The sequence below is a fragment of the Streptosporangium sp. NPDC000239 genome (assembly GCF_040300765.1).
Lineage (GTDB): Bacteria > Actinomycetota > Actinomycetes > Streptosporangiales > Streptosporangiaceae > Streptosporangium.
On sequence record NZ_JBEPEI010000001.1, the window covers coordinates 15749 to 39796 of the forward strand.

Here is a 24048-nt window from a genome sequence, read left to right on the forward strand (position 1 = left end):
GCGGTGATCCAAACCGTTAGATCTCGCTGATGATCTTCTCCAGGATCGTCAGTCCCTCTTCGAGCAGGTGGTCGGGCATGACCAGCGGCGGAAGGAATCTCAGAACATTGCCGTAGGTGCCGGCGGTCAGCACGAGCAGCCCCTCCGCGTGGCACCTGGCGGCGATCTCGCCGGCCGCCGTCGGGTGCGGCTCCTTGGTGCCGGGGACGACCAGCTCGATCGCGATCATGGCGCCCCGGCCGCGCACGTCACCGATCACCGGGTTGCGCTCCGCCACAGCCCGCAGCCGGGGGAGCATGACCTCGCCGATGTGACGGGCCCTGCCGGTCAGGTCCTCGGCCTCGATGGTCTCGATCACACCCAGCGCCGCCTCGCAGGCCAGCGGGTTGCCGCCGTAGGTGCCGCCGAGACCGCCGACGTGGACCTTGTCGAGCAGCTCGGCCCTGCCGGTGACGGCCGACAGGGGCAGGCCGCCCGCGATGCCCTTGGCGGTGACGATGATGTCGGGGACGACGCCCTCGTCCTCACAGGCGAACAGGTGGCCGGTGCGCGCGAAACCGGTCTGGACCTCGTCGGCGATGAAGACGATGCCGTTCTCCCGGCAGAACTCCGCGATCCTGGGCAGGAAGCCCTTGGCCGGCTCGATGAAGCCGCCCTCGCCCGCGATCGGCTCGATCACCACGGCGGCCACGTTCTGCGCGCCGATCTGCTTGCCGATCTGGTCGATCGCCTGGGCCGCGGCCTCCTCGGCGCAGTTCTCCGGGCCGGTCGGCCAGCGGAAGGGGTAGGCCAGCGGCATCCGGTAGACCTCGGGGGCGAACGGCCCGAACCCGTGCTTGTACGGCATGCTCTTGGCCGTCAGCGTCATCGTCAGCAGCGTGCGGCCGTGGTAGCCGTGGTCGAAGACGACGACCGCCTGGCGCCCCGTGGCGTGCCGCGCCACCTTGACCGCGTTCTCCACGGCCTCGGCGCCGCTGTTGAGCAGGAAGGTGCGCTTCTCGTGGTCACCCGGGGTCAGCTCGTTGAGCCTCTCGCAGACCCGGACGTAGGACTCGTAGGGAGTGACCATGAAACAGGTGTGCGTGAAGTCCGCGACCTGCCTGGTCACCCGCTCGACCACGCGCGGGGCGGAGTTGCCCACGCTGGTCACCGCGATGCCGGAGCCGAAGTCGATCAGTGAGTTGCCGTCGGCGTCGACGACCACACCGCCCCCGGCCTGCGTCACGAAGACGGGCAGCGTGGTGCCGATGCCCGGAGGAACGGCGGCCTGCTTGCGCGCGAACAGCTCGCGGGATTTGGGGCCGGGAATCTCGGTGACGACCCGGCGCTCCTGAGGAAGCGAGGGGCCGCCCTGGGTGACGGTGCTCATGCTGTGACGGTATGTCGCGCGTACCGGGATGCGGATGATGCACTATGGCAAAATTACCGACGGCACTCTTGCCGTAACGTACAAATCCGGGGGTGATCGTGGCACCGACGCTCCGCACCGTCGTGCGGCGTCTGCCGCTCAAACTCGCCGTGCTGGCCGGGCACGACGCGCTCGACAGTCAGGTCCGCTGGGTCGCGGTCAGCGAGCTTGAGGACCCCACCCCCTTCCTTGAGGGCGGCGAACTGGTGCTGACCACCGGTATGCGCCTGCACGAGGCGGACGCGGCCCCCTACGTCGGCAGGCTCGTGGCCAGGAACGTCACCGGTCTCGGCTTCGGCGTCGGCCTCGGGCACGAGGAGATCCCCGCCGGGCTGGTCGAGGCCGCGGCGCTGGCGGGCCTGCCGCTGATCGAGGTGCCCCGCGACACCCCGTTCGTGGCCATCAGCAAGCTGGTCAGCGACCTGATCGCCGCCGAACAGTACGAGGAGATCAGCCGCGCCTTCGCCGCCCAGGGACGCCTGACCCGCGCCGCGCTCCGCCCGGAGGGGGCCGCCGCGGTGATCGACCGCCTGGCCCACGAACTGGGCGGCTGGGCCGCACTGCTCGACGAGGCGGGGGCCGTACGGCACGCGGCGGGCAGGGACGCCTCCCACGTCACCAGGCTGCTGCCCGAACTGGAGCGGCTCAGGAAACCCGCGGGACGCGGCGCCCCGGCGAGCCTGGCGCTGTCCACCCCGGCCGAGCACATCGTCGTGCAACCACTCGGCGCCCGCCGGGTCAGGGGGTTCTTCGCGGTCGGCGCGGAGCGGCCGTTCACACCGGTCGCGCACACCGTGGTCAACGCCGCCGGGTCGCTGCTGACGCTGGTCATCGAGCACGGCAGGGAACATCTGGCCGCCGAGCGCAGGATCCGCGCGGCCGTGCTGCGGTTGCTGCTGGCCGGGCAGGCCGAGGCAGGGCGGGAGGTCCTGGACCTGCTGGGGGAGACGTTGCCCGTGGACCGGCTGGTCGTGCTGGCCGTCCGCGGCGACCGGGAGGCGGTGCTCGACGCCGTCGCGGCGGGCTTCGCCGGGGCCCCCACCGGAGTCTTCGCCGCGCCGGACGCGGAGCGGGTGGTCGTCCTCGCCCCCGAGGGCCTCGCGGACGAGGTGGCCCAGGCACTCGCCGAGTACGGCGAGGTCGGTCTCGGCGCCCCGGTCGGTCTCGACGACCTGCACGCCGGACTCGGCCAGGCGGACCGGGCACTGGCCGCGGCCGGTCGCGGCACCGAGCGTGTGACGCGCTTCGCCGACCTGGCGGGCCAGGGTCTGCTGTCCCTGCTGGACGCCGAGGCGGCCGAGGCGTTCTCCGCCGCGCTGCTCGCCCCCCTGCGCGAGTACGGCTCGCGCGCCGACCTGCTGGAGTCCCTGCGCGCCTACCTGGCCTGCAACGGCCACTGGGACGCCGCCGCGCAACGGCTCGGCGTGCACCGGCACACCCTGCGTTACCGTATGCGCCGTGTCGCCGAGCTTCTCGGCCGCGACCTCGACGACCCCGGCGCCCGCGCGGAGCTCTGGGTCGCGCTGACCACGGCGGGATGACCACGTCCTCCGCAGGTCACGGCTTCTCGGTCAGATAACGGGAGATGGTGGCGTAGGTGACCGCGTTGTAGGTCTCGCCGTCCCGCAGGTGACCTGACCGCTCCAGGCTGATGGCGCCCTGCGCGGCGGCCCAGAGGGCGTCGGCGATCCTCCTGGGCTGGGTCGGGATGATGTATCCGGCGGAGATGCAGTCCGCGATCACCCGGTCGAGGATGTTGAGCGCGGCCCTGGCCAGGGTCCTGGCCCGCTCACTCGGCACGAAACCGGGGATGGCCCGCTCGAACATCAGGGCGTAGTAACCGGGCTCGGCCAGGGCGGCCTCCCGGTAGGCGGGACCGAGCGCGGTGAGGTGCTCAAGGGCGTTCCTGCGCGGAGGCACGGCCTCAAGGCGCCGTCTGAACCGCTCGAACCCCTCAAGGTAGAGCGCCTCGGCCAGCCCTTCCTTGCTGCCGAACATGGTGTAGACGACCGTCGTCGAGCACCCGGCCTCGGTGGCGATGCGGCGCATCGACAGGCTTTCCGGGCCGACGGTGACGAGAAGCTGACTGGCCACGTCGAGGAGCCGTCCGCGAAGCTCGTCCTGGCCCGCCCGTTCGCCGAGGTGATAGGCACCCTGCAGCCCGCGCGGCGCCGGAGAGGTCATGCGGCCACGCCCTTCCGCTGTGAGGGAGTTGCAACCGTGACTTAGCCAGAGCGAAGATCGTTCAAACCGTCGTCATATAGGAATATCCATAAAGCGGGCCGGTTTCGTTACAGCCCCCAAGAGAGAAGAGGACATACGGAACGGCGCATCGCGCTGACCGTCTTGTACGCCCTGGAGTAACGCCCCGTCGCGGCGGTTGGCATACCGTCTGAGCATGGACGTGCGCCCCTTCTGGCTCGCCGGCCGTCCCGCCACCGGGGACGCCGAGCTCACCGTGACCAACTCACACGACGGCCGTGTCGTCGGCCTCTGCTCAGTGCCGACGGCCGACCAGGTCGAGGAGGCCGTCGCAGCGGCGGTGGCCGTGCGCGGGCAGGCCGCCGCGCTCCCCATCCACGTGCGGGCCGACGCCCTCGCCCACGTCTCGCGCCGCCTGGCCGAGCGCGCCGAGGAGCTCGCCCGGCTGATCATGGAGGAGAACGGCAAGCCGATCTTCTGGGCCCGTGGCGAGGTCAACCGCGCGATCTCCACCTTCAGGTTCGCGGCCGAGGAGACCCGCAGGCTCAGCGGCGAGGTCATGCGCCTGGACACCGAGGCCGGCTCCGCGGGCCGTCTCGCCTACATCTCGCGCGTCCCGCACGGCCCGGTCCTGGCGATCACGCCGTTCAACTTCCCGCTCAACCTGGTGGCCCACAAGGTCGCCCCCGCCATCGCGGTCGGCGCGCCGGTCATCGTCAAGCCGGCCCCCGCGACCCCGCTCTCCGCCCTGGTGCTCGGCGAGATCCTGGCCGAGACCGACCTGCCCGAGGGCATGTTCTCCGTGCTGCCGGTGCCCAACGACCGCGCGGGCGCCCTGGTCGAGGACCCGCGCCTGCCGGTGGTCTCCTTCACCGGCTCCGGCCCCGTCGGTTACGCGATCATGGACCAGGTGCCGCGCAAGCACGTCACCCTGGAGCTCGGCGGCAACGCCGCCGCGGTCGTGCTCGCCGACGCCGACCTCGACTGGGCGGCTTCGAGGGTCGCGCTGTTCTCCAACTACCAGGCCGGGCAGAGCTGCATCGCCGTCCAGCGTGTGATCGTCGAGGAGTCCGTGCGTGAGGACTTCCTGGCCAGGCTGGTGCCCGCGGTCGAGGCCCTGGTCGTCGGCGACCCCGCCGACGACCGGACCCAGGTCGGGCCGCTGGTCTCGGTCGAGGCCGCGGAGCGCGTCGAGCAGTGGGTCAAGGAGGCCGTGGCGGCCGGTGCCCGGCTGCTGGCGGGCGGCACCCGCGAGGGCGCGACCGTCGCCCCGACCGTGCTCGCCGACGTCCCGCACGACGCCAAGGTCTCCTGCGAGGAGGTCTTCGGCCCGGTGATGATCGTCCAGTCGGTCTCCGGCGTGGACGAGGCGTTCGCCACGGTCAACGACTCCAAGTACGGTCTGCAGGCCGGGGTGTTCACCCGCAACCTGGACGTCGCCTTCCGCGCCAACCGCGAGCTCGAGGTGGGCGGCGTGGTCATCGGGGACGTTCCGTCCTACCGCGCCGACCAGATGCCCTACGGCGGCATCAAGGAGTCCGGCGTCGGCCGCGAGGGCATCCGCTCCGCCATCGCCGACTTCACCTACGAGAAGGTCATGGTCCTGACCGGGCTCTCCCTGTAGGCCCCAGAGAGGTACGGCCCGCACCCTGGGGTGCGGGCCGTACCCTCATGATCTCTGGGCGACGGCGTAGAGCCGTCTGGCGGTCTCACCGAAGTAGGGGCCGTACATCGTGCCGCGGTCGTCGCTGTACTTGAAGCTGCTCACCGAGGTGACCGTGCCGTGCCCGGTCACGGGGTCGAAGCCGCTCAGCCAGGGGCCGCCGCTCGACCCGGCGGTCATGTCGCAGCGCAGGCCCTGGTCGCTGGTCTGGCCGTGCGGGTCGTCACGGACCGTCCCCGCGCAGAAGACCAGGTTCTCGCCGTCGTAGGGCAGGTCGGCGGGGAAGCCGAAACCGTGGGTCTGACGGCCCCTGGCGGTGTCGAAGGCGATGTCCTGGACGCCGACGACCTCGGCCAGGTGCCTGCCGCCCCGCGGGTTGACCGCGACCATGCCGATGTCGTGGCTGTCGTCACCGCCCCGCGCCCACGCGCCCGTCACGAACATGCGCCGGGCCGTGAACTGCCCGTACGGCCGTCGCCCCCGGTCGTAGCCGGGCACGAAGACCCAGTTGTCCGCCCACGCGCCCGTGCCGTTCTTGACGCAGTGGCCCGCGGTGACGACCAGGTCCGCGTTGGCGCTCCTGACCGAACTCGCCGAGCACACGAAGTCGGTCCCGCCGAGGGTCATGAACACGCGCCCCGTCGTACGGGCGACCTGCCCGCCCGCGCCCCAGCGTGCACCGCCGACCCGCGCGCCGTACCGGGTGCGGGTCGCGCCCGGCGGGGCCTTGACGGACCGCACGGCGGACCTTCCGCCGGGTCTCGCGGCGAGTCTCACGACGGAGGGTCTCGTGCCGGGCGTTTCGAAGGAGGCCTTCAGCCCGAGCAGGCCGGTGACCGCGCCGAGCACGCCGGTCACCGGCCCGAGCAGGCCGATGGGGGCGGCGGCGGCCATCCGGCGGGGCGTCCAGTAGGCGAGCACACGGCGCTGCTCGGCGGAGTTTCCCGCGCCCGTGTGCCCGGCGACGCCGGTGTCGTCTCCACCCGGGGTCGCCGGCTGTGCGAGGTGTTCGGCCAGTCCGTGCGAGGTCTGCCGGTGTTCGGGGGCCGTCGTGCCGGTCGCGGGGGCGCCGAGCAGCCCGGCGACGAGCACGGCACCCAGGAGCAGGGGGAGGCTCGAAGTCATGGGCCGAGTTTGCACTACCAGATGTGTTCTTGTTGCTACTTTCGGTGAAAGTCGAGGGTTGTCGGCGCTCTGCGTACCCTCGGCGGCGGTCCGACCGGGAGGGGCCATCCGGGAGAATGGGCCCGTGCAGCCAGACACCACGCGTTCGGTCGCCCTGCTCGGCTCTACCGGCTCGATCGGGACCCAGGCCCTCGACGTCATCGCCCGCAATCCCGCCCGGTTCCGGGTCGTGGCCCTGGCCGCGGGGGGTGGCAGGGTCGACCTGCTGGCCCGCCAGGCGGCCGAGTTCGGGCCCGACGTGGTGGCCGTCGCCGATCCGGCCGCCCTGCCCGAGCTGCGGCGGGCACTGGCCGGGCACGGGGTGAGCCCCACGGTCCTGGCCGGGCCAGAGGGGGTCGCCGAGGCGGCGGCCTGGCCGTCCGACGTGGTCCTCAACGGCGTCACCGGGGCGCTCGGACTGACCTCGACGCTGGCCGCGCTTGAGGCGGGCCGGGTGCTCGCCCTGGCCAACAAGGAGTCGCTGATCATCGGCGGTCCCCTGGTCAAAAGGCTGGCCAAACCCGGGAGACTGCTGCCGGTCGACTCCGAGCACTCCGCCCTGGCCCAGTGCCTGTGGGCCGCGGGTCCGCAGGGGCCGGACGCCTCCGCCGTACGGCGGCTGGTCGTCACCGCCAGCGGCGGCCCCTTCCGCGGCAGGCCGAGGGAGCAGCTCACCGGGGTGACCCCGGAGCAGGCCCTGGCGCATCCGACCTGGTCGATGGGGCCCGTCGTCACGGTGAACTCCGCCACACTCGTCAACAAGGGCCTTGAGGTCATCGAGGCCCATCTGCTCTTCGACATCGGCTTCGACCGGATCGAGGTGGTGGTCCACCCGCAGTCGGTCGTGCACTCGATGGTCGAGTTCGTCGACGGCTCGGTCGTCGCCCAGGCCAGCCCGCCCGACATGCGGCTGCCGATCGCGCTGGCCCTCGGCTGGCCGGAACGGGTCCAGGCCGCGGCTCCTCCGGTCGACTGGACCAGGGCCCACACCTGGACCTTCGAGCCCCTCGACGACGAGGCGTTCCCCGCCGTCGCGCTGGCCCGTCACGTCGGCTCCGCGGGGGGTACGGCCCCGGCCGTCTACAACGCCGCCAACGAGGTCTGCGTCGAGGCCTTCCTCACCGGACGGCTGCCGTTCACCGGCATCGTGGACACCGTGGCCGCGGTCGTCTCCGAGCACGCCGTGACCTCGGCGGAGACGGTCGCAGAGGTGCTGGACGCTGACGAATGGGCACGGATTCGGGCACGGGAGCTCACGGCTACTGCCTAGACTGGAGATGTCCCCGACTCATCAAGGGCTGAAAATGACTTCTGTTGCTCTCGGGATCCCGTCCGTGAGGACCAGGCCGATCGCCGAGCGACGCAAATCCCGTCAGATCATGGTTGGTTCCGTTCCTGTCGGCGGTGACGCGCCGGTCAGCGTGCAGTCGATGACCACCACGCTCACCGCGGACGTCAACGCGACGCTCCAGCAGATCGCCGAGCTGACCGCGTCCGGCTGCCAGATCGTCAGGGTCGCCGTGCCGTCCCAGGACGACGCCGACGCGCTGCCGATCATCGCCAGGAAATCCCAGATCCCGGTCATCGCCGACATCCACTTCCAGCCGAAGTACGTCTTCGCCGCGATCGAGGCGGGCTGCGCGGCGGTCCGGGTCAACCCGGGCAACATCAAGAAGTTCGACGACAAGGTCGGTGAGATCGCCAGGGCCGCCGCCGACCACGGCGTGCCGATCAGGATCGGCGTCAACGCCGGCTCCCTGGACCCCAGGCTGCTGCAGAAGTACGGCAAGGCCACCCCGGAGGCGCTGGTCGAGTCGGCGCTGTGGGAGTGCTCGCTGTTCGAGGAGCACGGTTTCCAGGACATCAAGATCTCGGTCAAGCACAACGACCCGGTCGTGATGGTGCAGGCGTACCGGCTCCTCGCGCAGCGCTGCGACTACCCCCTCCACCTGGGCGTCACCGAGGCGGGGCCCGCCTTCCAGGGCACGATCAAGTCGGCCGTGGCCTTCGGCGCCCTGCTGGCCGAGGGCATCGGCGACACGATCCGGGTCTCGCTGTCGGCCCCTCCGGTCGAGGAGGTCAAGGTCGGCGCCGCGATCCTGGAGTCGCTGAACCTCCGCGAGCGCGGTCTGGAGATCGTCTCCTGCCCCTCGTGCGGACGCGCCCAGGTCGACGTCTACACCCTGGCCGAGCAGGTCCAGGCGGGCCTGACCGGCCTGAAGGTCCCGCTGCGGGTCGCGGTGATGGGCTGCGTGGTCAACGGTCCCGGCGAGGCGCGGGAGGCCGACCTGGGGGTGGCCTCGGGCAACGGCAAGGGCCAGATCTTCGTCAAGGGCAAGGTCATCAAGACCGTCCCCGAGTCGCAGATCGTGGAGACCCTCATCGAGGAGGCCCTGCGGCTTGCCGAGGAGATGGGTGTGGAGATCGACTTCGACGACGAGGACGCCCCCGGCCCCGAGGTCGTCGTCCGTTAATCCGTTGCCGTCCCTGCCCGGACAGGGCAGGGTTCACGTCATGATCGAAGTACGTGTCCTGAGCTCGGACGACTGGCCGCTGTGGCGGGAGCTGAGGCTGGCGGCCCTCGCCGAGGCGCCGGCCGCCTTCGGGGCGAGACTGGCCGACTGGCAGGGGGACGGCGACCGCGAGGACCGCTGGCGGGGACGCCTTGAGATACCCGGTTCGCACAACGTGGTCGCGGTCCTCGACGGAGTGCTCGCCGGAATGGCCAGCGGTGTCCCCGCCGGCGGTGCGGACACGGTCGAGCTGATCTCGATGTGGGTCGGCCCCCAGGCCCGGGGCCGGGGGGTCGCGGGCCACCTGATCCAGGAGATCGAGCGATGGGCGGCGCTGCGGAGCACCGCGACCCTGCGCCTGTGTGTGATGCCGGACAACGACGCGGCCATCGCGCTCTACCGGGGCCACGGCTTCAAGGACACCGGGGAACTCGGCGACCTGCTCGGCGACGGCAGGAGCAGGGAGATCGTCATGGCCAAGCCCCTGGGTGGCTCCGGAGGGTGACCGGACGGCCGGTGGAAAAGGTGAGATCTCCTGATCTCTGGGGCGAACGGGGCGAATGTGTCGGGTGAACAACCTGGGGCCATAACTCAGAGTCGCCATTGACTACCCTTGGTCGCTGGGCTTGATTTGGTTGCGGTCCTCACTCGTCGTCACGTTCCGCGACGGGGAGGCAAGGCGTCGTCCTCCGTTGAAAGGAAGCGCATGTTCCGCACCTCTGCCCGCGCGGCGACCCTGGCCCTGGCGGCTCTGACGGGTCTGGCCGGTCTCGTGCCCGCCTCCTCCGCCTCGGCCGCCGTGTCGAGTACCCCCGTCCACACCACCGTGGCGGGGGCCGACGACTGCGGTCGCGAGCTAGGCGAGTGGATCGACGGCGGCCACGCCGTCTACCGGGGAAACCTCCGTGCCGAGCTCAGTGACGAGACGGTCGAGGCGATCGTCTCCTTCCAGGACGACCGGGTCGAGGTCGTCCTCGACGGGCGCTCCTCCGGGTCGCGGCGCCACCGGTTCAACCCGGACCGGCCCGGCATCACCTGGACCACCTTCGGCTTCTCGGTCCTGCTCGACCGTCCCACCTGTGAACGGGACGGCGTGGGCGAGGCCAACCTCGCCCTGAGGGCCCCGGGCCTCGGGCGCCTGCAGGGCCAGGTCCACCGGGAGGAGTAGGTTCGCGGGCGGGTTGTCTCGTGGGGCGGTTCCGCGCGGGCGCGCGGGGCCGCCCCACGGCGTCTCCCGGACCGGCCAGGTGTTCAGGGGCGTCGCGCGTCCACCTCGATCTCTATCCTCATCCGCGGATCGGACAGGCCGCAGACGATCATCGTCGCCGCGGGCCGTACCTCGCCGAAACGGCGGCGCAGGGCGGGCCAGCACAGCTCGAAGTCCGCGCGGTCGGGCAGCATGTAGCGCACGCGCACGACGTCGGCGAACGAACAGCCCGCCTGGGTCAGCGCGCTCTCGATGTTGCGCAGGCACTGTTCGGCCTGCTCGACCACGTCATCCGAGATCGTCATCGTCGCGTAGTCGAACCCGGTCGTCCCGGACACGTGGACCCGGTCGCCGTCGACCACCGCGCGCGCGTAACCGATCTCCTCCTCGAAGGTGGAACCGCTCAAGATCGCATATCGCTCCGTCATGTGATGGATGCTAGCCAGGGCTCCCGGACGGCAACGTGACGGTCACGGGATGGCAAGGATCTCGTCGTACCGCCCGTGGCCGGGTCACCGGCTGGGAGACCATCGCCTCTGCCGTACGAGTAGGGGGAATTCGTGAAAAGGGTTGTCGGGGTCGCCGTGGGCTTCGCGGTGTTCGCCGCCATGGCCGGGCTACCGCAGGAGGCGGCGGCGCAGGAACGGGACGATCTGGTCTGGGGGCCCTGCGAAACACCGGGCAAGGCCTCGTCGGACGCGGACGCCTCCTCAGGGAGCGGTGAACAGGCGGGTGCGGCGGTCGAGTGCGCCTCCCTGAGGGTCCCGCTCGACTACGCCGATCCTGACCGGACCATCAGCCTGGCGCTGAACCGGGTCAGGGGCGGGGACTCGCGGAACCATCTGGGGGCGTTGCTGGTCAACCCGGGAGGGCCGGGGGCCTCCGGCCTCAGCCTGGCCAGGCGGGTCGCCGCCCAGCTTCCCCCCGACCTCGCCGGACGGTTCGACGTGATCGGGTTCGACCCGCGGGGGGTCGGCCACAGCGAACCCGCGCTGCGGTGCGTCGATCCCGCCGAGTACTACGCCCCGCCCCGCCCGGACAACGTTCCCGGCAACGCCGAACAGGAGGCGGTGCTGCTCGGCAGGGCCCGCCGGTACGCCGAGGCCTGCCAGAGCCGGTGGGACTGGATGCTGCCGCACCTGAGCACGGAGAACAGCGCCAGGGACATGGACGAGATCAGGAAGGCGCTGGGCGAGGAGAAGATCAGCTATCTGGGCTACTCGTACGGCACCTACCTCGGCGCGGTCTACGCCACCCTCTTCCCCGGCCGGGTGAGCCGGATGGTCATGGACAGCGTGGTCGACCCGAAGGGCATCTGGTACGGCTCCAACCTCGCCCAGGACGTCGCCTTCAACCGGCGCCACCGGGACTTCCTGCGCTGGACGGCCCGTCACAACGACGTCTACCGGCTCGGCCGGACGACCAGGATGGTCTCCTTCGCCTGGTACGCCATGCGCAACCGGCTGCGTGTCCGCCCGGCGGGCGGGGTGGTCGGGCCGAGTGAACTCGACGACATCTACACCCTCGGCGGCTACTCCGACCTCGTCTGGCCGCAGCTGGCCAAGGCCTTCTCCACCTACGTCAAGAAGGGGGACGACGCCCCGCTGCTCGCCGCCTACCACAGGTACGCCGAGAACGACGCCGAGGACGAGAACGGCTACGCCGTCTACCTGGGGGTGCAGTGCCATGACGCCGCCTGGCCCGGCCAGTGGAGCAAGTGGCGCGCCGACATGTCCAGGACGCACGCCAAGGCCCCCTTCCTGACCTGGTCGAACGCCTGGTACAACGCGCCGTGCGTGTTCTGGCCCGAGCGCGGGGGCACCCCGGTGACGCTCAAGGACAACGCCGGGCTGCCGCCCATCATGATCGTTCAGGCGGAGCGCGACGCCGCGACGCCGTACCGGGGGGCGCTGCGCATGCGGGCGGTGTTCGGGCGCTCCAGGATGCTGGCCGTGGCCGGGGGAAACCACGGGGCCACCTTCAGCGGCAACCAGTGTGTGGACCGCAGGCTGGCGGCCTACCTCAGGGACGGGACGCTCTTCGGCCCGGCCAGGCGGGCGGCGCGAGGACCGGACGCCCGCTGCGCCGCGACCTCGCAGGCACCGGCCGCGGCCGGGTGACAACACAGGCCACCCAGGGTAGATGACAGGCTCTGTGTTGGTTCCTGCCAAAATCGTGGGGGTCGCGTAGGCTGGGCGCGTGATGCTGCGCACAATGGCGTCGCGCGTGCTCGACGACAACGATCGTGACGAGGTGCTGGCGATCCTGGACGCCGACCCCGTCTCCAACGTTTTCGTCGCCTCCAGGGTTCGTGCCGTCGGTCTCAGCCCGGCCAGGCTCGGCGGCCAGATGTGGGGGTTCGGCCCGCGCGGCGGCCTCACCTCGCTCTGTTACGCGGGAGCCAACCTGGTCCCGGTCAACGCCGGCGCCGAGGCCGTGCACGCCTTCGCCGAGCGTGCCCGCAAGCAGGGACGCCGCTGCTCCTCGATCGTCGGCCCGTCCGACGCGGTCGAGCCGCTCTGGGAGCGGCTCGAACCGTACTGGGGGGCGGCCCGCGCGATCCGGTGGACCCAGCCGGTGATGGAGGCGACCGAGCCGTCCCCGGTCCCGGCCGACCCCCTGGTCAGGCGGGTCAGGCCGGAGGAGTTCGAGATCCTGCTGCCCGCCTGCGTCGCGATGTTCACCGAGGAGGTCGGCATCTCGCCCGAGGTGGGCGACGGGGGCGCGCTCTACCGGTCACGGGTCGCCGAGCTGATCCGGATCGGCAGGTCCTACGCCAGGATCGACGACGGCCGGGTCGTCTTCAAGGCCGAGATCGGCGCCGTGACCCCCCAGGCGTGCCAGATCCAGGGGGTCTGGGTCCACCCCGAGCTGAGGGGCAGGGGCCACGCGGTCGCCGGGATGGCCTCGGTGCTCAAGCACTCCCTCGAATGCTTCGCGCCGGTGGTCTCGCTGTACGTCAACGACTACAACGCCCCCGCGAGGGCGGCCTACCGCAGGGCGGGGTTCCGCGAGGTCGGCACCTTCATGTCCGTCCTCTTCTGAGGAGCGGGTTCACAGGGCCCGGACGAGCCTGGTCAGCAGGTGTTCCAGTTCGGCGCCGGGGTCGGCGGTGAGACCCGCGTGCACCGGGCCCGTCTGCACGATCGTGCTTCGCGGGGCGGTCAGCCAGCGGAACCGGCTGCCGAGCGACTCGCCCGTCAGCGGACCCTCCTCGCCGAGGCAGGAACGCCGGTAGGCGCCCAGAGCGTGTCGTACGCCCTCGACGTCGGCGTTCGCGTCGAGGGCCCGCAGCCTGGCCTCGTCAAGCTCGATCCCGGCGCACAGGTAGTCGCGCGGCTGGCAGTACAGCAGCACCCCGGCGTTGATCAGTTCGCCGCGTTCGACGCGGGGGACGACCCGGATCACGGCGTACTCGTAGACGTCTCTCACCGGTTGTCCTTCCAGAACGCGCCCACCGAGCCGGTCTTGCCGCCCTGCCGTGCCCCGGGAGCCCCCTGGGGAAGCTCCTGGGGGAGCCACCGCCTGGGGGCCTGCGCCCTTGCCAGCAGATGCTCCACATAGGCCTGCCGTACGGCCTCGGCCCCGTCGAAGCCGGGTTCGTCCTCAAGCCACTCGTCGGGGACCTCGTCGACGACTCCGTCGAGGAGGTCCCTGGTGATCGTCTCGCTCAGCTCGGCGTCGACCTCAGGGAGGAGGGTCGCGTGGGGGGCGAGCACGTGGTCGGAGCCGTCGAAGGGGCGCTCCGGGTCGGCGGCCGGCCAGTTGTGGTGGAACCACAGGGCGGCGCCGTGGTCGATCAGCCAGGTGTCGCCGTGCCAGACGAGGAGGTTCGGGTTGCGCCAGCTGCGGTCCACGTTGTGGATCAGGGCGTCGAACCAGAGCAGCCGGGAGGCGAAGCCGGGGTCGGGCGGCCAGGTGAGCGGCTCGAAGCCGAGGGCCGCGGGCAGGAAGTCGACCGCCAAGTTGAGCCCGGCGCTGGCCCGCAGCAGGTCCTGGATCTCCTCGTCGGGCTCCCGCACGCCGAGCTGCGGATCGACGTCGATCACCTTCAGGTCGGGGGTGCGGAAGCCGAGGCGGCGGGCCAGCCCGGCGGCGATGATCTCCGCGACGAGCACCCTGCGGCCCTGCCCCGCGCCCCGGAACTTCACGACGTAGGTCCCGAGGTCGTCCGCCTCGACCACGCCGGGAAGCGACCCGCCCTCGCGCAGCGGGGTCACGTATCGGGTGGCCGTGATCTGTTCCAGCACTCCGCCAGGCTAGCGGATGGTCACGGTCCTCTATCGCCACTCGTGTCACGACATATGGGTAGCTGTTAACGAATGTCCCAGTCGCTTCCAAGTGCCCCCCAAGTGCGGCGGGCCATGCTCTCGCCTGGGAAGCGAGTTTGGGGAGAGTAAGAAAATGTGGCGAAGACTCAGCGCCGTCGCCGGACTGGCCATGGCCGGGGTGCTGGCCCTGCCGGGCGCCGCCATGGCCAAGCCGAAGGAACTGGACGTTCCCGTGGGAACGTGGCTCGCGGCGAGGACACATCCCGCCGTGCAGCTGACCTCGGTGTCCTACACCGCGGAGGTGGCCGTGCCGACGCCGGTCGCCAACCTGGACGCGATCAAGCAGCTGACCCAGCAGGGCATCTCCGCCGTCCAGTCGGGCAAGATCTCGGCGGACGAGAACAGCATCTACCGGTGGGTCGTCCAGCAGATGGCCAAGGAGCCGGGGCGTTACTTCTCGCCGGGCACGCCGGAGCGCGTCGTCGAGGCGAGCGCGGGCGGCCTGTGCACCGGCTGGTGGGTGACCCCCGACGGTTACATGGTGACCGCGGCGCACTGCGTCGGCCAGGAGGAGACCGAGCTGGCGCAGACCTTCGCGGAGCAGGCGCTCACCGAGGTCAACAAGAAGGACGCCGCCGACCTGATCGCCGATCTCGGCGACGCCGCCTCGGACGACGAGATCGTCAGGACCGCCTCCAAGATCTTCCAGGTCTGGAACGCGGACAACATCAAGATCCGCAACGTCCAGAGCTCACTCTCGTTGCTGCAGAGCCTGCCCGGCGGCGGGGTGGACAAGACGGCCAAGTCGGTCCCCATCGAACTGGTCGCCAAGGGCACGGTCTACCCGGGCAAGGACGTGGCGATCCTCAAGGCCAACGGGCAGAACAACCTGCCGACCGTTCCGCTCGGTCAGGACTCCGACGTCCGGGTCGGTGACACGCTCTACATCAGCGGGTTCCCCGGCACGGTGACGCAGACCTCGATCTTCAACGTCGAGTCCAAGCTCGACCCGGCCTTCACCGAGGGCCCCTACAACGCCAGCAGGCAGACCCCGGAGGGCGTGCCGTACATCCAGACGCAGGCCCCGTCCTACCCGGGCAACTCGGGCGGGCCGGTGTTCAGCAGGGACGGCAAGGTCATCGGCATCCTGGTCGGCGGTCTCATCCAGCAGGACGGCGGCTCGACCGAGGGCGAGAGCTTCGTGCTGCCGGTCAGCATCGTCAAGGAGAAGCTCAACGAGAAGAACATCAAGCCCGCAGAGTCGGCCACGACGAAGGCCTACAACGAGGCGCTCGACCTGTTCTTCGCCAACCACTACTCCGAGGCGCTGCCGAAGTTCCGTGAGGTCCAGGCGCTGCAGCCGAACCACCCCTACGTGGCCAAGTACATCACCGACTCCCAGCAGGCCATCACCGCGGGCAAGGACGAGAGCTCCTCACCGATCCTGCCGTGGGTGCTGTGGAGCGGTGGCGGGGCGGTCGCCCTGCTGGTGGTCGGCGCCCTGGTGGCCATGGCCGGTAAGGGCAGGCGCCGGGTGAAGACACCGCCCACCTCGTTCCCGCCCGTGTCCTACGGCGCCCAGCCCGGTCACTCGCCGCAGGGACCGGGGTACGGCCAGCCGTACGGCGGGGCACCCGGGGGAGCGCTCGGAGGGCCTTCCGCGGGGGCGCAGGCCTACCAGCAGCGGCCGCCCTACCCGTTGCCGCCCGGCTCTGAGGAGACCCGCTCGGTCCGCCCCCATGCCCAGCAGTACGGCGCGCCGCCCCAGATCCAGGGCCCCCAGGCTCAGGGTCCCCAGGCCCCTCAGGCTCAGGCTCCTCGGGCACAGGGGCAGGGGCCGGGGGCGAACACCCGCATCGCCGGGCTTGAGGCGGAACTTGAGGAACTGCGCCGCAGCATGGGGCAGCAGCGCCCGCCCGAGCGACGCTGACGCCTCCCTCAGACGGTGACCCTGGCCCTGCGCCGCCCCTGGTAGGGACGGCGCAGGGCCGGGTCGTCAGCGGGGAGCGGCGCCGTCAGTACGGGAACCGGCCCGTCCTGGACGGCGGCCGGGGTGGTCGCGGGACGGGCGTGCACGGGCCGGGTCGGCCGTGTGGACCGCATGGTCGTGCTGACCGGGGTCTCGGGCCTGCGGTGCCGCCTGCCCCGCAGCGGGGCGTCCTGCGCGAAACCGGGCGACAGGGTGGAGGACTCGGTGACCGGGTGCTCGCGCAGGCGGCGCCTCCCCTGGTAGGGCAGGCGGGGGCCGTCGTAGCGGCGGACCGTGCCCGGCTCCGTGGCGCGGAGCGGATCGGTGTGGGGCCGCGTGTGCCGTCCGTCGCCGGGGAGGTCGAGGACCTCCGGCTCCTCGACACGCGCGGGTGGAGCGGTGACCGAGGGGAACCCCGTCGTCTGGGCGGACCTGAACGTGGTCTCCGCGACGGCGGGCGCCGTGGCGGACAGCCCGGCGGGAACCGTGGCCGACACAGGGGCAGGCACGGGAACGGCCGCCGTGACAGGCGCCGTGGTGGCCATCACGGCGCCTGTCACGGTGGGTACGGCAGGTGCTGTGGCAGGTGCTGTGGCGAGGGCCGTGACGGGCACGGCGCGGGTGACGCGGCGGCGTCCCGGGGCGCGACGGCGGCCGGGCGCCCGGCGGGTGCCGGCCGTACTCCCGGCACCGGCCATGGCGAGCGCTGGGCGTGCCTTCAGCTGCCTGGTCTTGGCGTGGGCGATGAGCGCGACGGCGGTCAGCAGGACCGGCGCGAGGATCGCGGGGGTGCCGAGCTGGGGGGCCTCCGAGGGCAGGCGCAGGCTCGTGGCGGCGGGGGCGGCGGCGATCGCGTTGGTGTCCGCGGTCGCGGGCTTGGCGTGCTTTCCGGTACGGCCCGCGGCCTGCGTGGTGGCGGGCGGCGCGGTCTTCGCGGTCTGCTTGGCGGGAGGCTGGGACTTCGCCTGTGCCGCTGAGGGGTCCTTCGCGTGGGCCCCGGTCTCCGGCTTGGCGTGTTTGGGGCCGGTCCCGACCGGTGGGGAGGGCGGCAGGTTCTCCCGCACCGTGGCGGGCGGGGCCTGCGACAGCAGGTCGGGGTTACGGGTGAGGGCGACGGAGTTGTCCGGGCGGGGGGACGCCGTGACGATCTCCTGCTGCTGGGCGGCCTCCTCGTCCAGACGGGCCTTGATCTTCTCGGGGTATCCGTATCCGACGACCTTGTCGGTGTCGCGCACCTTGCGTTTGGCGACGCCGCCGTCGATGTTGCCCTCGATGGTGTGGATCTTCTTGCCCTCGACCCGGGTGACGATCCCGACGTGGTCGATGCCGTCGAGCTTCTTGCCGCCGCTCCAGTCGAAGAAGACGAGGGCGCCGGGCTTGGGGACGGTGCCCCAGGCGTCCTGCTGGCGGAACCACTTGGCGTGGTGGACGGTGTAGGCGAACTGCCCCACCCAGTCTTCGTAGCCGAGCTTCTTGGCCGCCCAGGACAGGTACATGTCGCACCAGGGGGCCGTGCTGTAGTCGGCGTCGAACTCGACGGTGTTGTACCAATCGCCGAACTTGGTGTAGCCGCTGCCCCGCTCGGAGTACCCGAGCTGGCTCTCCAGCAGTTCGATGAACTTGTACGTCTCAGGTGTCATCTGGAAGTTTCCGGTCATCCTCCGACGGCCGTCGAAGCATGGTCGCGCCGCCCTCGCGACCTGGCCGCCGGAAGACGGGGGTCGAGCGATGGTGCGTCACGGGACCGACCGGCGAGGCGGCCGAGACACGTGTGGCGGCACCATTGGCCAGTTGTCTTCCGTGACGAGGGAGGTTACCTCCCTTAAAGGGAAGGTCAAGACGGTCCGGGACCCGCTCCGGAACGAGCTATGGTGCACCGGACGGCAAAAGCCGACGTCAAAGGCGTTTTCATGATTTTTCCACTGTAAACGCCCAGCCAAAAAAGATCTGGCGAATCACGAAATCCGCGGTGGGGCGGGGGCGTCGAGCAGGGCGAGGGCCAGTTCGGTGACGGACCGGGTGAAGCGCCGGGGCTCCTCGGGCGACGCCGTCCGCCGGACCAGTTCACCGTCGAACACGGCGAGCAGGGCGTGGGCGAGGAAACCCGCGAAGTCCGCGTCGAGGCCGGGACGCGCCTCGGCCACCAGGGCCGCGATGTGGCCGTGCCAGAACAGGTAGCTCGGCTCGGTGTACTTGGCGTCGGCGCACGCCTGCTCGTGCGCGGTCAGCAGGGCGGCGTTGGCCTCGGCGATCCCGCAGAGCCCGTCGAGGAAGGCCGTCAGGCGCTCCCGCGCGGGCGCGCCCGGCCCCAGGGGCGGGGGGCCGTCCACGATCGCCTCACGCAGCGCGAGCGAGCGCTCCTCAAGGAGGGCGCGCAGCAGGCCGGTTCGGCTGCCGAACCTGCGGAAGACGGTCCCCTTGCCGACCCCCGCCTCGGCCGCGACCCGGTCGAGGGAGACGTGGTCGCCGCCGTGCTCGGCCACCAGCCGTTCGGCCGCCCGCAGGACGGCTCTCCGGTTGCGTGCGGCGTCGGCGCGTTCCTGACGCTGCTCGGCCATGGGCTCTCCCGTTGACAAGCGGACCGATGGTCCGAATATTCTAGCGTCCAGGTAAGCGGACCAACGGTCCGCTGCAGTGATCCCCACGGAGGGAAGTCCCATGACCGTTCGCGCCGTCGTCACCGACCCCCGGGCACGGGCCGCGCTGCGGATCGCCGAGGTCGCCGACCCCGAACCACGTCCCGGCCAGGTCCTGATCGACGTGCGGCACATCTCACTCAACCGGGGCGAGGTGGCCTTCGCCGGGAGTCTTCCCCCGGGAACGGTGTCCGGCTACGACGCCTCGGGCGTCGTGGCACGCGCCGCCGCGGACGGCAGCGGGCCCGCGGAGGGCACCCGCGTCGTCGCCTTCGGGCCCGGCGCCTGGGCGCAGCGCGTCGCGGTGGACACCGACGCGGTCGCCGAGGTCCCCGACGCCGTCGACCTGGCCCACGCCGCGGCGCTGCCGATGGCGGGGGTCACCGCGCTGCGGGCGCTGCGGACCCGCCCGATCCTGGGCCGCAGGGTCCTGGTCACCGGGGCGGCGGGAGGGATCGGCCGGTTCGCGGTGCAACTGGCCGCGCTGGGCGGGGCACACGTCGTGGCCTCCGTCGGCTCCGCGGCACGCGGGGAGGGGCTGACCGGCCTGGGCGCCCGCGAGGTGGTGGTCGGCCTCGACGGGATCGACGGCTCCTTCGACCTGATCCTGGACAACGTCGGCGGGGCGCAACTGGTCGCCGCCTGGCCGTTGCTGGCCCCCGGAGGCGACCTCCAGAGCATCGGCTGGGCCTCGGGAGAACCCGCCGTGTTCGCGCCGGGCTCACTGTTCTTCCTCGGCCGGTCGAGGACGATCAGCACGTTCGGCGACGCCACGGCCTTCGGTCCCGACCTGGCCACCCTGCTCGGCCTGGCCGCCGAGGGCAGGCTCTCCGCCGAGATCGGCCTGCGAGACACCTGGGAGCGCCTCGCGGAGGCCGCCGAGGCCCTGCTCGGACGCCAGGTCGCGGGCAAGGCCGTACTGGACGTCGAACCGTGGCGGGCGGGTCAGAGCGGGGCGTAGAGCACCAGGACGTTGCCGGAGGGGTCGCGGAGCACCGCCCTGACCTCGTGCGGCCCCCTCTCGGGCCCCTGGACGACCTCGGCGCCCGCCCCGGTCAGCTCCCGTACGGCCAGCGCCACGTCCGCCACCCGGTAGGAGGGCGCGGTGACGTCGCCCGCGACCCGCTCGGCCGCCCCGACCAGCGCGACCGTGACGCCGCCCCCGTCGAGGGCGGCGAACCGGTCGCCGTCACGGAAACGCACCGCGAGACCGAGCGCACCCGAGTAGAAGGCGATCGCCCCGTCCATGTCCTCGACGGGGACCAGCACGTTGCCGAGCCTGCTCACACCGGCCTCCAGGGGAGAGGTCATCCCGGCTCCCCGGGAACGGAGGGGACGTCCTGCGGCGCCTCCGAGGGGTCGGAGGGGCCGGGCTCCTGCTCGCAGGGCGGCAGGTCGACCCGGGCCTGGCTCGAACGGCTCTCACCCGCGGGCACCGTGGTGATCGTCACGGTGCGCCGGGCGTACTGCCCGCACTCGGGCAGCGTGGCGAACTCGCCGGTCACCGTGCGCGTGTAGTCGGTGCGGCCGGACAACTCGATCGTCTTGGCGCTGCCGGTCGTCCCGCCGTCGGCGCCGGGGACCTGCTGGGTGAAGGCCAGCCGTACGGTCACCGGGGAGGTGCCGGAGGCGCGCACCCGGAAGCCGACGGAGGTGCCGTCGAAGGAGGTGATCGTGACGGCGGGAGGCGCGCACTCCTCACCCTCGACCACCGTCTGGGCGTACTGGGCGCCGTTGCCCGCGGGACGGTCCGTGGTGACCGTGACCCCGAGCACGGCCCGCCCGCCGCACGGCACCTCGGCCGGGGGAGCGGGAAGTTCGACGGAGTAGCCGGTCTCCCCGGACAGGGTCCTGGTCACGGTGTCCAGCGTGCTGACGCCGCCCTCGTCGTCCTTGCGGGTGAAGGACGCGGTGAGCCGTACCCTGCCCGGACCGCCCGCGCGGACCTTGACGACGGCCGTCTCGCCGTCCCAGGAGGTGATCTCCGCGTTGCGCACCTCGGGGGCCGGGCACGGGCCGCCCCTGACCTCGACCGTACGGCTCAGCTCCCCGCCGGAGAACCGGGGCGAGGTCGAGGCCGTGACCCTGCGGTAGAGGGTCTGCTCGCAGGCGGGGGCGGTGAAGGCGTAGGGAACGGGCTGGGAGTGGACGCCGTTGCCCCTGAGGGTGAAGCTCCGCGTGGCCACCTTCGTCAGGTCGTCACGCTCCTCACCCTGGGCGAAGGAGACGGTCAGCACGACGGAGGCCGGGGTCGAGGAGCGCAGGCTGAGCGTCGCCCCGCCCGCGTCGAACCGGGTGATCGCGAGGTCGTCGACCCCCGGGCTGGAGGTCGGGGTGGGGGACGGCGTCCGCGACGGGTCGGTGATCGGGGTCGGCCGCGCGCTCGGGGACGACGTCGGGGTCCTGCGCGGCGTCGGGTGGGCCTTCGGGGGCGTGCTCTCCGACCTGGCCGAGGTCCGTTCCGTTCCGGTGTGCGGCCGTTTGACGGGAGGCCGGGCCGGTTCCGGCGGGGGAGAGCCGCCCGCGCCGTCCGGCGGGGTCTTCCCGGCCCCGGGCACATGCGCGGGCGGAGTGAAGATCGAGTTCGCCGAGAGCCTGTCGGCCGACCGCCCCGAGGCGACCAGCCCGACGGTGACCGCGACGGTGATCACGACGACCCCGGCGAGCAGCCTGGGGCCGAGACGGGGACGGCGCCTGCCACCGCCCCTGCCGAGCACGGTGCTCGCCAGCGAGGTGCTCGCCCGCTGGGCCGGCCTGGCCAGCGGGAACGACAGCGCCAGCAGGGTGGCCAGCTCTGCCAGGTGCCGCCGCCCCCGCTGCTCCCACTCCGGTCCGTACGCGGCGGTCGCGGCGGCTTCGAGTTCGAGGACGAACGCCTCCGCCGTCGCGGGCCGGTCCGCCGGATTCTTCGCCATGCCCCGCGCGACCAGGCCCCGCACCGAACTCGGCACGGCCTCGATCGGGATCGGCGCCCGCTGGTGCTGGTGCATCAGCGCGGCCCCGTTCTCCGCCCGGTAGGGCCGGTGCCCCGTGAGGCACTCGAAGAGCACACAGGTGGCCGCGTAGACGTCGCTCGCCGGGGTGGCCGGATGCCCGGCCCACTGCTCGGGGGCCATGTACGGCGGGGTGCCCTGGGGCGCGTCGGAGGCCCCGGTGCGGGCGGCGATGCCGAAGTCCGTCAGCTTGCTGGCGCCGTCCGCCTGGATCAGCACGTTCTCGGGCTTGTAGTCGCGGTGCACGATCCCCGAGGAGTGCGCGAACGCCAGTCCGAGCAGCGAGCCCTTGAGCACGACGAGCGCCGCCTCGGGGCTGGTGGTGCCGTGCTCGGCCAGGATCCTCCTGAGGGAGACGCCGTCGACCAGCTCCATGACGATCGCGGCGTCGCGGGTGTCCTCGTAGTACTCGTAGAACTGGACCACGTTCGGGTCGTACAGCTCGACCATGACGCGCGCCTCCTCGCGGAAGCGCGCCAGGAACCTGTGGTCGCCCCGCAGGGCCGCGTTCAGATACTTGATCGCCACGTAGGCGCCGGTCGCGGTGTAGGTGGCCAGCACCACCCGGCCGCCGCCTCCCGCACCGAGGTCTCGAACCTCGTGGTATCCCGGAACCAATGGAGTCCCCCTCCGAGCGCCGTCGCTTGTTCGACGGTCTCACCCCTGCCGTCGGTTGTCACGGTTCGCGAATTTCGTAAGGAAATCGCTATGTGGGAGACCGGTCTAAAGAGACGCGTAGACGGCCTCGGCGAGCCGGTGGGCACGAGGGCTGCCGGCGACGGCGTCGGTCATCCTGTTCATCGTGTACGCCATGCCCAGGCCGTGTTCCACGTCGCCGAGGCTGAGGAAACCGCCCATGCCGGTGTGGCCGAAGGCGGTCCGCATCCCCTGCTCGGGGACCCGGAAGGCCTGTGCGGGCCGCATGTAGCCGAGGCCGAAGGAGCTGTCGAGGAGCAGCACCCGGTCGGGGCCGGAGACCCGGGGCCTGACGGCGTCCCGCAGGGTCTCCGGGCGCAGGATCCGCCCGGCGACCAGATGACGGTAGAACCCGGCCAGGCCGAGGGCGGTGGCGACGACCCCGATCGCGGGCCAGCCCGCGCGCAGGACGACCGGGTGGTTGGCGCCGCCGCGCAGCTTGGTGACCTGCGGGTTTCCCATGGCGCGGCCGGTCAGGCTCTCGCCGTCCCGCATGGCCCTGCCGAGCGCCTCCCCGGCGTCGGCACCGGGGTTTGTCACGTTCCCGGGCGCCGCCGGGGTTCCCGAAGCCGCCGGTTCCCCGGGTGCCGCCGGTTCCCCGGGTGCCGCAGGCTTCCCGGGTGTCGCCGGCTTTTCCGAAGTCGCCGGTGTCGAGGCCCCGAGACGCAGCCCGCCGGACAGCCGGGCCGCCCGCGCCGCCACGTCGTCCGGCGCGCCGAGCCAGAGTTCGAGCCCCAGCGGGTCGGCGATCTCGGCGGCCACGAACTCACCCGCCCGTTTGCCGGAGACCCGGCGGATCACCTCGCCCAGCAGGAAACCGTAGGTCAGCGCGTGGTAGCCGTGCCCGGTCCCCGGCTCCCACAACGGCGCCTGCCCGGCCAGCCGGTCGGCGATGGCCTCCTGGTCCTCGAACTCCTCGACCGGCACCGGCTCCTCGATCACCGGCAGCCCCGCCTGGTGGGTGAGCAGGTGCTCGACGGTGACACGCTCCTTGCCCGCGCGGGCGAACTCGGGCCACACCTCGGCGACCGGTGCCGTGACGTCCAGCAGACCGCGCTCGGCCAGCAGCAGCACCGCCGTCGCGGTCACCGCCTTGGTGCACGAGTAGACCAGCGTGGGGGTGCCACGCTCCCAGGGACGCCCGTCACGGCGGTCGGCCACACCACCCCACAGGTCCACGACAGGCCTGTCGTCAAGGAAGACGGAGAAGGCCGCGCCGAGCTCCCCGTCACCGGCGAAATTCTGGCGGAACACCTCGCGCACCCGCGAGAACCGAGGATGGCACCATCCGTGAACCGCCATCGTCCACTCCTGTGAAAACGCATG

Annotated in this window: 21 protein-coding genes; 10 read left to right on the top strand and 11 right to left on the bottom strand. The window is 71.8% G+C overall.

The features are described from left to right. Positions 1–16 precede the first annotated feature (16 nt). Entirely contained in the window at positions 17–1369 is a 1353-nt protein-coding gene (gene gabT / locus ABT340_RS00065) for a 4-aminobutyrate--2-oxoglutarate transaminase (protein WP_352008397.1), read from the bottom strand. 98 nt (positions 1370–1467) lie between these two features. Between gabT and ABT340_RS00070 the strand changes: the two genes are divergently transcribed. Next, entirely contained in the window at positions 1468–2949 is a 1482-nt protein-coding gene (locus ABT340_RS00070; RefSeq protein WP_502992423.1) for a PucR family transcriptional regulator, read from the top strand. Positions 2950–2965: 16 nt separating this feature from the next. Here ABT340_RS00070 and ABT340_RS00075 read toward each other — a convergent pair whose 3' ends face one another. After that, positions 2966–3592 carry a TetR/AcrR family transcriptional regulator gene (locus ABT340_RS00075; RefSeq protein WP_352008399.1) on the bottom strand — a complete coding sequence of 209 codons (627 nt, stop codon included), beginning with the start codon at positions 3590–3592 and terminating at the stop codon, positions 2966–2968. Positions 3593–3806: 214 nt separating this feature from the next. Between ABT340_RS00075 and ABT340_RS00080 the strand changes: the two genes are divergently transcribed. Further along, positions 3807–5234, top strand: coding sequence for an aldehyde dehydrogenase family protein (locus tag ABT340_RS00080; RefSeq protein WP_352008400.1), 1428 nt, complete (start codon positions 3807–3809; stop codon positions 5232–5234). Positions 5235–5279: 45 nt separating this feature from the next. Here the strand turns inward: ABT340_RS00080 and ABT340_RS00085 are convergent, their stop codons facing one another. Beyond that, the gene (locus ABT340_RS00085) at positions 5280–6398 is read right to left on the bottom strand and encodes a trypsin-like serine peptidase (protein ID WP_352008401.1); all 1119 of its coding nucleotides are present in this window, start codon (positions 6396–6398) and stop codon (positions 5280–5282) included. A gap of 124 nt (positions 6399–6522) precedes the next feature. On the opposite strand from ABT340_RS00085, the gene dxr reads away from it, so the two are divergent. The 4 genes from dxr (at position 6523) to ABT340_RS00105 (ending at position 10118) form a co-directional block, all read left to right on the top strand. After that, complete coding sequence (gene dxr / locus ABT340_RS00090) at positions 6523–7707, top strand: 1-deoxy-D-xylulose-5-phosphate reductoisomerase (RefSeq protein WP_352008402.1); 1185 nt, start codon at positions 6523–6525, stop codon at positions 7705–7707. Positions 7708–7741: 34 nt separating this feature from the next. Beyond that, positions 7742–8911, top strand: a complete 1170-nt coding sequence (ispG, locus tag ABT340_RS00095) for a flavodoxin-dependent (E)-4-hydroxy-3-methylbut-2-enyl-diphosphate synthase (RefSeq protein WP_352008403.1) — start codon at positions 7742–7744, stop codon at positions 8909–8911. Between the two features lie 40 nt (positions 8912–8951). Further along, a complete protein-coding gene (locus ABT340_RS00100) occupies positions 8952–9455 on the top strand; it encodes a GNAT family N-acetyltransferase (protein WP_352008404.1) in 504 nt (167 codons plus the stop codon). 201 nt (positions 9456–9656) lie between these two features. After that, positions 9657–10118 carry a hypothetical protein gene (locus ABT340_RS00105; RefSeq protein ID WP_352008405.1) on the top strand — a complete coding sequence of 154 codons (462 nt, stop codon included), beginning with the start codon at positions 9657–9659 and terminating at the stop codon, positions 10116–10118. 83 nt (positions 10119–10201) lie between these two features. Here ABT340_RS00105 and ABT340_RS00110 read toward each other — a convergent pair whose 3' ends face one another. Continuing rightward, positions 10202–10585, bottom strand: a complete 384-nt coding sequence (locus ABT340_RS00110) for a RidA family protein (RefSeq protein ID WP_352008406.1) — start codon at positions 10583–10585, stop codon at positions 10202–10204. A gap of 132 nt (positions 10586–10717) precedes the next feature. Between ABT340_RS00110 and ABT340_RS00115 the strand changes: the two genes are divergently transcribed. Continuing rightward, on the top strand, positions 10718–12277 hold the full coding sequence (locus tag ABT340_RS00115; RefSeq protein ID WP_352008407.1) for an alpha/beta hydrolase: 1560 nt from the start codon (positions 10718–10720) through the stop codon (positions 12275–12277). Positions 12278–12359: 82 nt separating this feature from the next. Beyond that, positions 12360–13202, top strand: a complete 843-nt coding sequence (locus ABT340_RS00120; protein WP_352009434.1) for a GNAT family N-acetyltransferase — start codon at positions 12360–12362, stop codon at positions 13200–13202. A 9-nt stretch (positions 13203–13211) separates the two neighbouring features. Here ABT340_RS00120 and ABT340_RS00125 read toward each other — a convergent pair whose 3' ends face one another. Both ABT340_RS00125 and ABT340_RS00130 read right to left on the bottom strand, forming a co-directional pair. Continuing rightward, the gene (locus tag ABT340_RS00125) at positions 13212–13589 is read right to left on the bottom strand and encodes a DUF3037 domain-containing protein (protein ID WP_352008408.1); all 378 of its coding nucleotides are present in this window, start codon (positions 13587–13589) and stop codon (positions 13212–13214) included. After that, positions 13586–14407 (bottom strand): HipA family kinase, encoded by an 822-nt coding sequence (locus ABT340_RS00130; protein WP_352008409.1) that lies wholly within the window; start codon positions 14405–14407, stop codon positions 13586–13588. The genes ABT340_RS00125 and ABT340_RS00130 overlap by 4 nt, the downstream gene beginning before the upstream one ends. 154 nt (positions 14408–14561) lie before the next feature. Here ABT340_RS00130 and ABT340_RS00135 point away from each other — a divergent pair, with 154 nt between their 5' ends. Further along, a complete protein-coding gene (locus ABT340_RS00135) occupies positions 14562–16358 on the top strand; it encodes a trypsin-like peptidase domain-containing protein (protein WP_352008410.1) in 1797 nt (598 codons plus the stop codon). A gap of 8 nt (positions 16359–16366) precedes the next feature. Here ABT340_RS00135 and ABT340_RS00140 read toward each other — a convergent pair whose 3' ends face one another. Both ABT340_RS00140 and ABT340_RS00145 read right to left on the bottom strand, forming a co-directional pair. Next, entirely contained in the window at positions 16367–18037 is a 1671-nt protein-coding gene (locus ABT340_RS00140) for a CHAP domain-containing protein (RefSeq protein ID WP_352008411.1), read from the bottom strand. 315 nt (positions 18038–18352) lie between these two features. Beyond that, on the bottom strand, positions 18353–18955 hold the full coding sequence (locus tag ABT340_RS00145; protein ID WP_352008412.1) for a TetR/AcrR family transcriptional regulator: 603 nt from the start codon (positions 18953–18955) through the stop codon (positions 18353–18355). Between the two features lie 100 nt (positions 18956–19055). Here ABT340_RS00145 and ABT340_RS00150 point away from each other — a divergent pair, with 100 nt between their 5' ends. After that, positions 19056–19994: a zinc-binding dehydrogenase gene (locus ABT340_RS00150; protein ID WP_352008413.1), complete on the top strand. Its 939-nt coding sequence runs from the start codon at positions 19056–19058 to the stop codon at positions 19992–19994. On the opposite strand, the gene ABT340_RS00155 is transcribed toward ABT340_RS00150, so the two are convergent. The 3 genes from ABT340_RS00155 to ABT340_RS00165 form a co-directional block, all read right to left on the bottom strand. Next, entirely contained in the window at positions 19979–20344 is a 366-nt protein-coding gene (locus tag ABT340_RS00155) for a VOC family protein (protein WP_352008414.1), read from the bottom strand. The two genes, ABT340_RS00150 and ABT340_RS00155, sit on opposite strands and share 16 nt — an antisense overlap. Next, positions 20341–22644 carry a serine/threonine-protein kinase gene (locus ABT340_RS00160; RefSeq protein ID WP_352008415.1) on the bottom strand — a complete coding sequence of 768 codons (2304 nt, stop codon included), beginning with the start codon at positions 22642–22644 and terminating at the stop codon, positions 20341–20343. Before ABT340_RS00160 ends, ABT340_RS00155 begins: the two co-directional genes overlap by 4 nt. A gap of 105 nt (positions 22645–22749) precedes the next feature. After that, positions 22750–24024: a serine hydrolase domain-containing protein gene (locus tag ABT340_RS00165; protein ID WP_352008416.1), complete on the bottom strand. Its 1275-nt coding sequence runs from the start codon at positions 24022–24024 to the stop codon at positions 22750–22752. Positions 24025–24048: the final 24 nt, after the last annotated feature.

Coding starts and splice junctions, on each gene's coding strand:
- ispG (WP_352008403.1), top strand. CDS start 7,742: ATGACTTCTGTTGCTCTCGGGATCCCGTCCGTGAGGACCAGGCCGATC.
- ABT340_RS00110 (WP_352008406.1), bottom strand. CDS start 10,585: ATGACGGAGCGATATGCGATCTTGAGCGGTTCCACCTTCGAGGAGGAG.
- ABT340_RS00140 (WP_352008411.1), bottom strand. CDS start 18,037: ATGACACCTGAGACGTACAAGTTCATCGAACTGCTGGAGAGCCAGCTC.
- ABT340_RS00165 (WP_352008416.1), bottom strand. CDS start 24,024: ATGGCGGTTCACGGATGGTGCCATCCTCGGTTCTCGCGGGTGCGCGAG.
- ABT340_RS00075 (WP_352008399.1), bottom strand. CDS start 3,592: ATGACCTCTCCGGCGCCGCGCGGGCTGCAGGGTGCCTATCACCTCGGC.
- ABT340_RS00145 (WP_352008412.1), bottom strand. CDS start 18,955: ATGGCCGAGCAGCGTCAGGAACGCGCCGACGCCGCACGCAACCGGAGA.
- ABT340_RS00105 (WP_352008405.1), top strand. CDS start 9,657: ATGTTCCGCACCTCTGCCCGCGCGGCGACCCTGGCCCTGGCGGCTCTG.
- ABT340_RS00120 (WP_352009434.1), top strand. CDS start 12,360: ATGCTGCGCACAATGGCGTCGCGCGTGCTCGACGACAACGATCGTGAC.
- gabT (WP_352008397.1), bottom strand. CDS start 1,369: ATGAGCACCGTCACCCAGGGCGGCCCCTCGCTTCCTCAGGAGCGCCGG.
- ABT340_RS00080 (WP_352008400.1), top strand. CDS start 3,807: ATGGACGTGCGCCCCTTCTGGCTCGCCGGCCGTCCCGCCACCGGGGAC.
- ABT340_RS00155 (WP_352008414.1), bottom strand. CDS start 20,344: ATGACCTCTCCCCTGGAGGCCGGTGTGAGCAGGCTCGGCAACGTGCTG.
- ABT340_RS00085 (WP_352008401.1), bottom strand. CDS start 6,398: ATGACTTCGAGCCTCCCCCTGCTCCTGGGTGCCGTGCTCGTCGCCGGG.
- ABT340_RS00150 (WP_352008413.1), top strand. CDS start 19,056: ATGACCGTTCGCGCCGTCGTCACCGACCCCCGGGCACGGGCCGCGCTG.
- ABT340_RS00100 (WP_352008404.1), top strand. CDS start 8,952: ATGATCGAAGTACGTGTCCTGAGCTCGGACGACTGGCCGCTGTGGCGG.
- ABT340_RS00135 (WP_352008410.1), top strand. CDS start 14,562: ATGTGGCGAAGACTCAGCGCCGTCGCCGGACTGGCCATGGCCGGGGTG.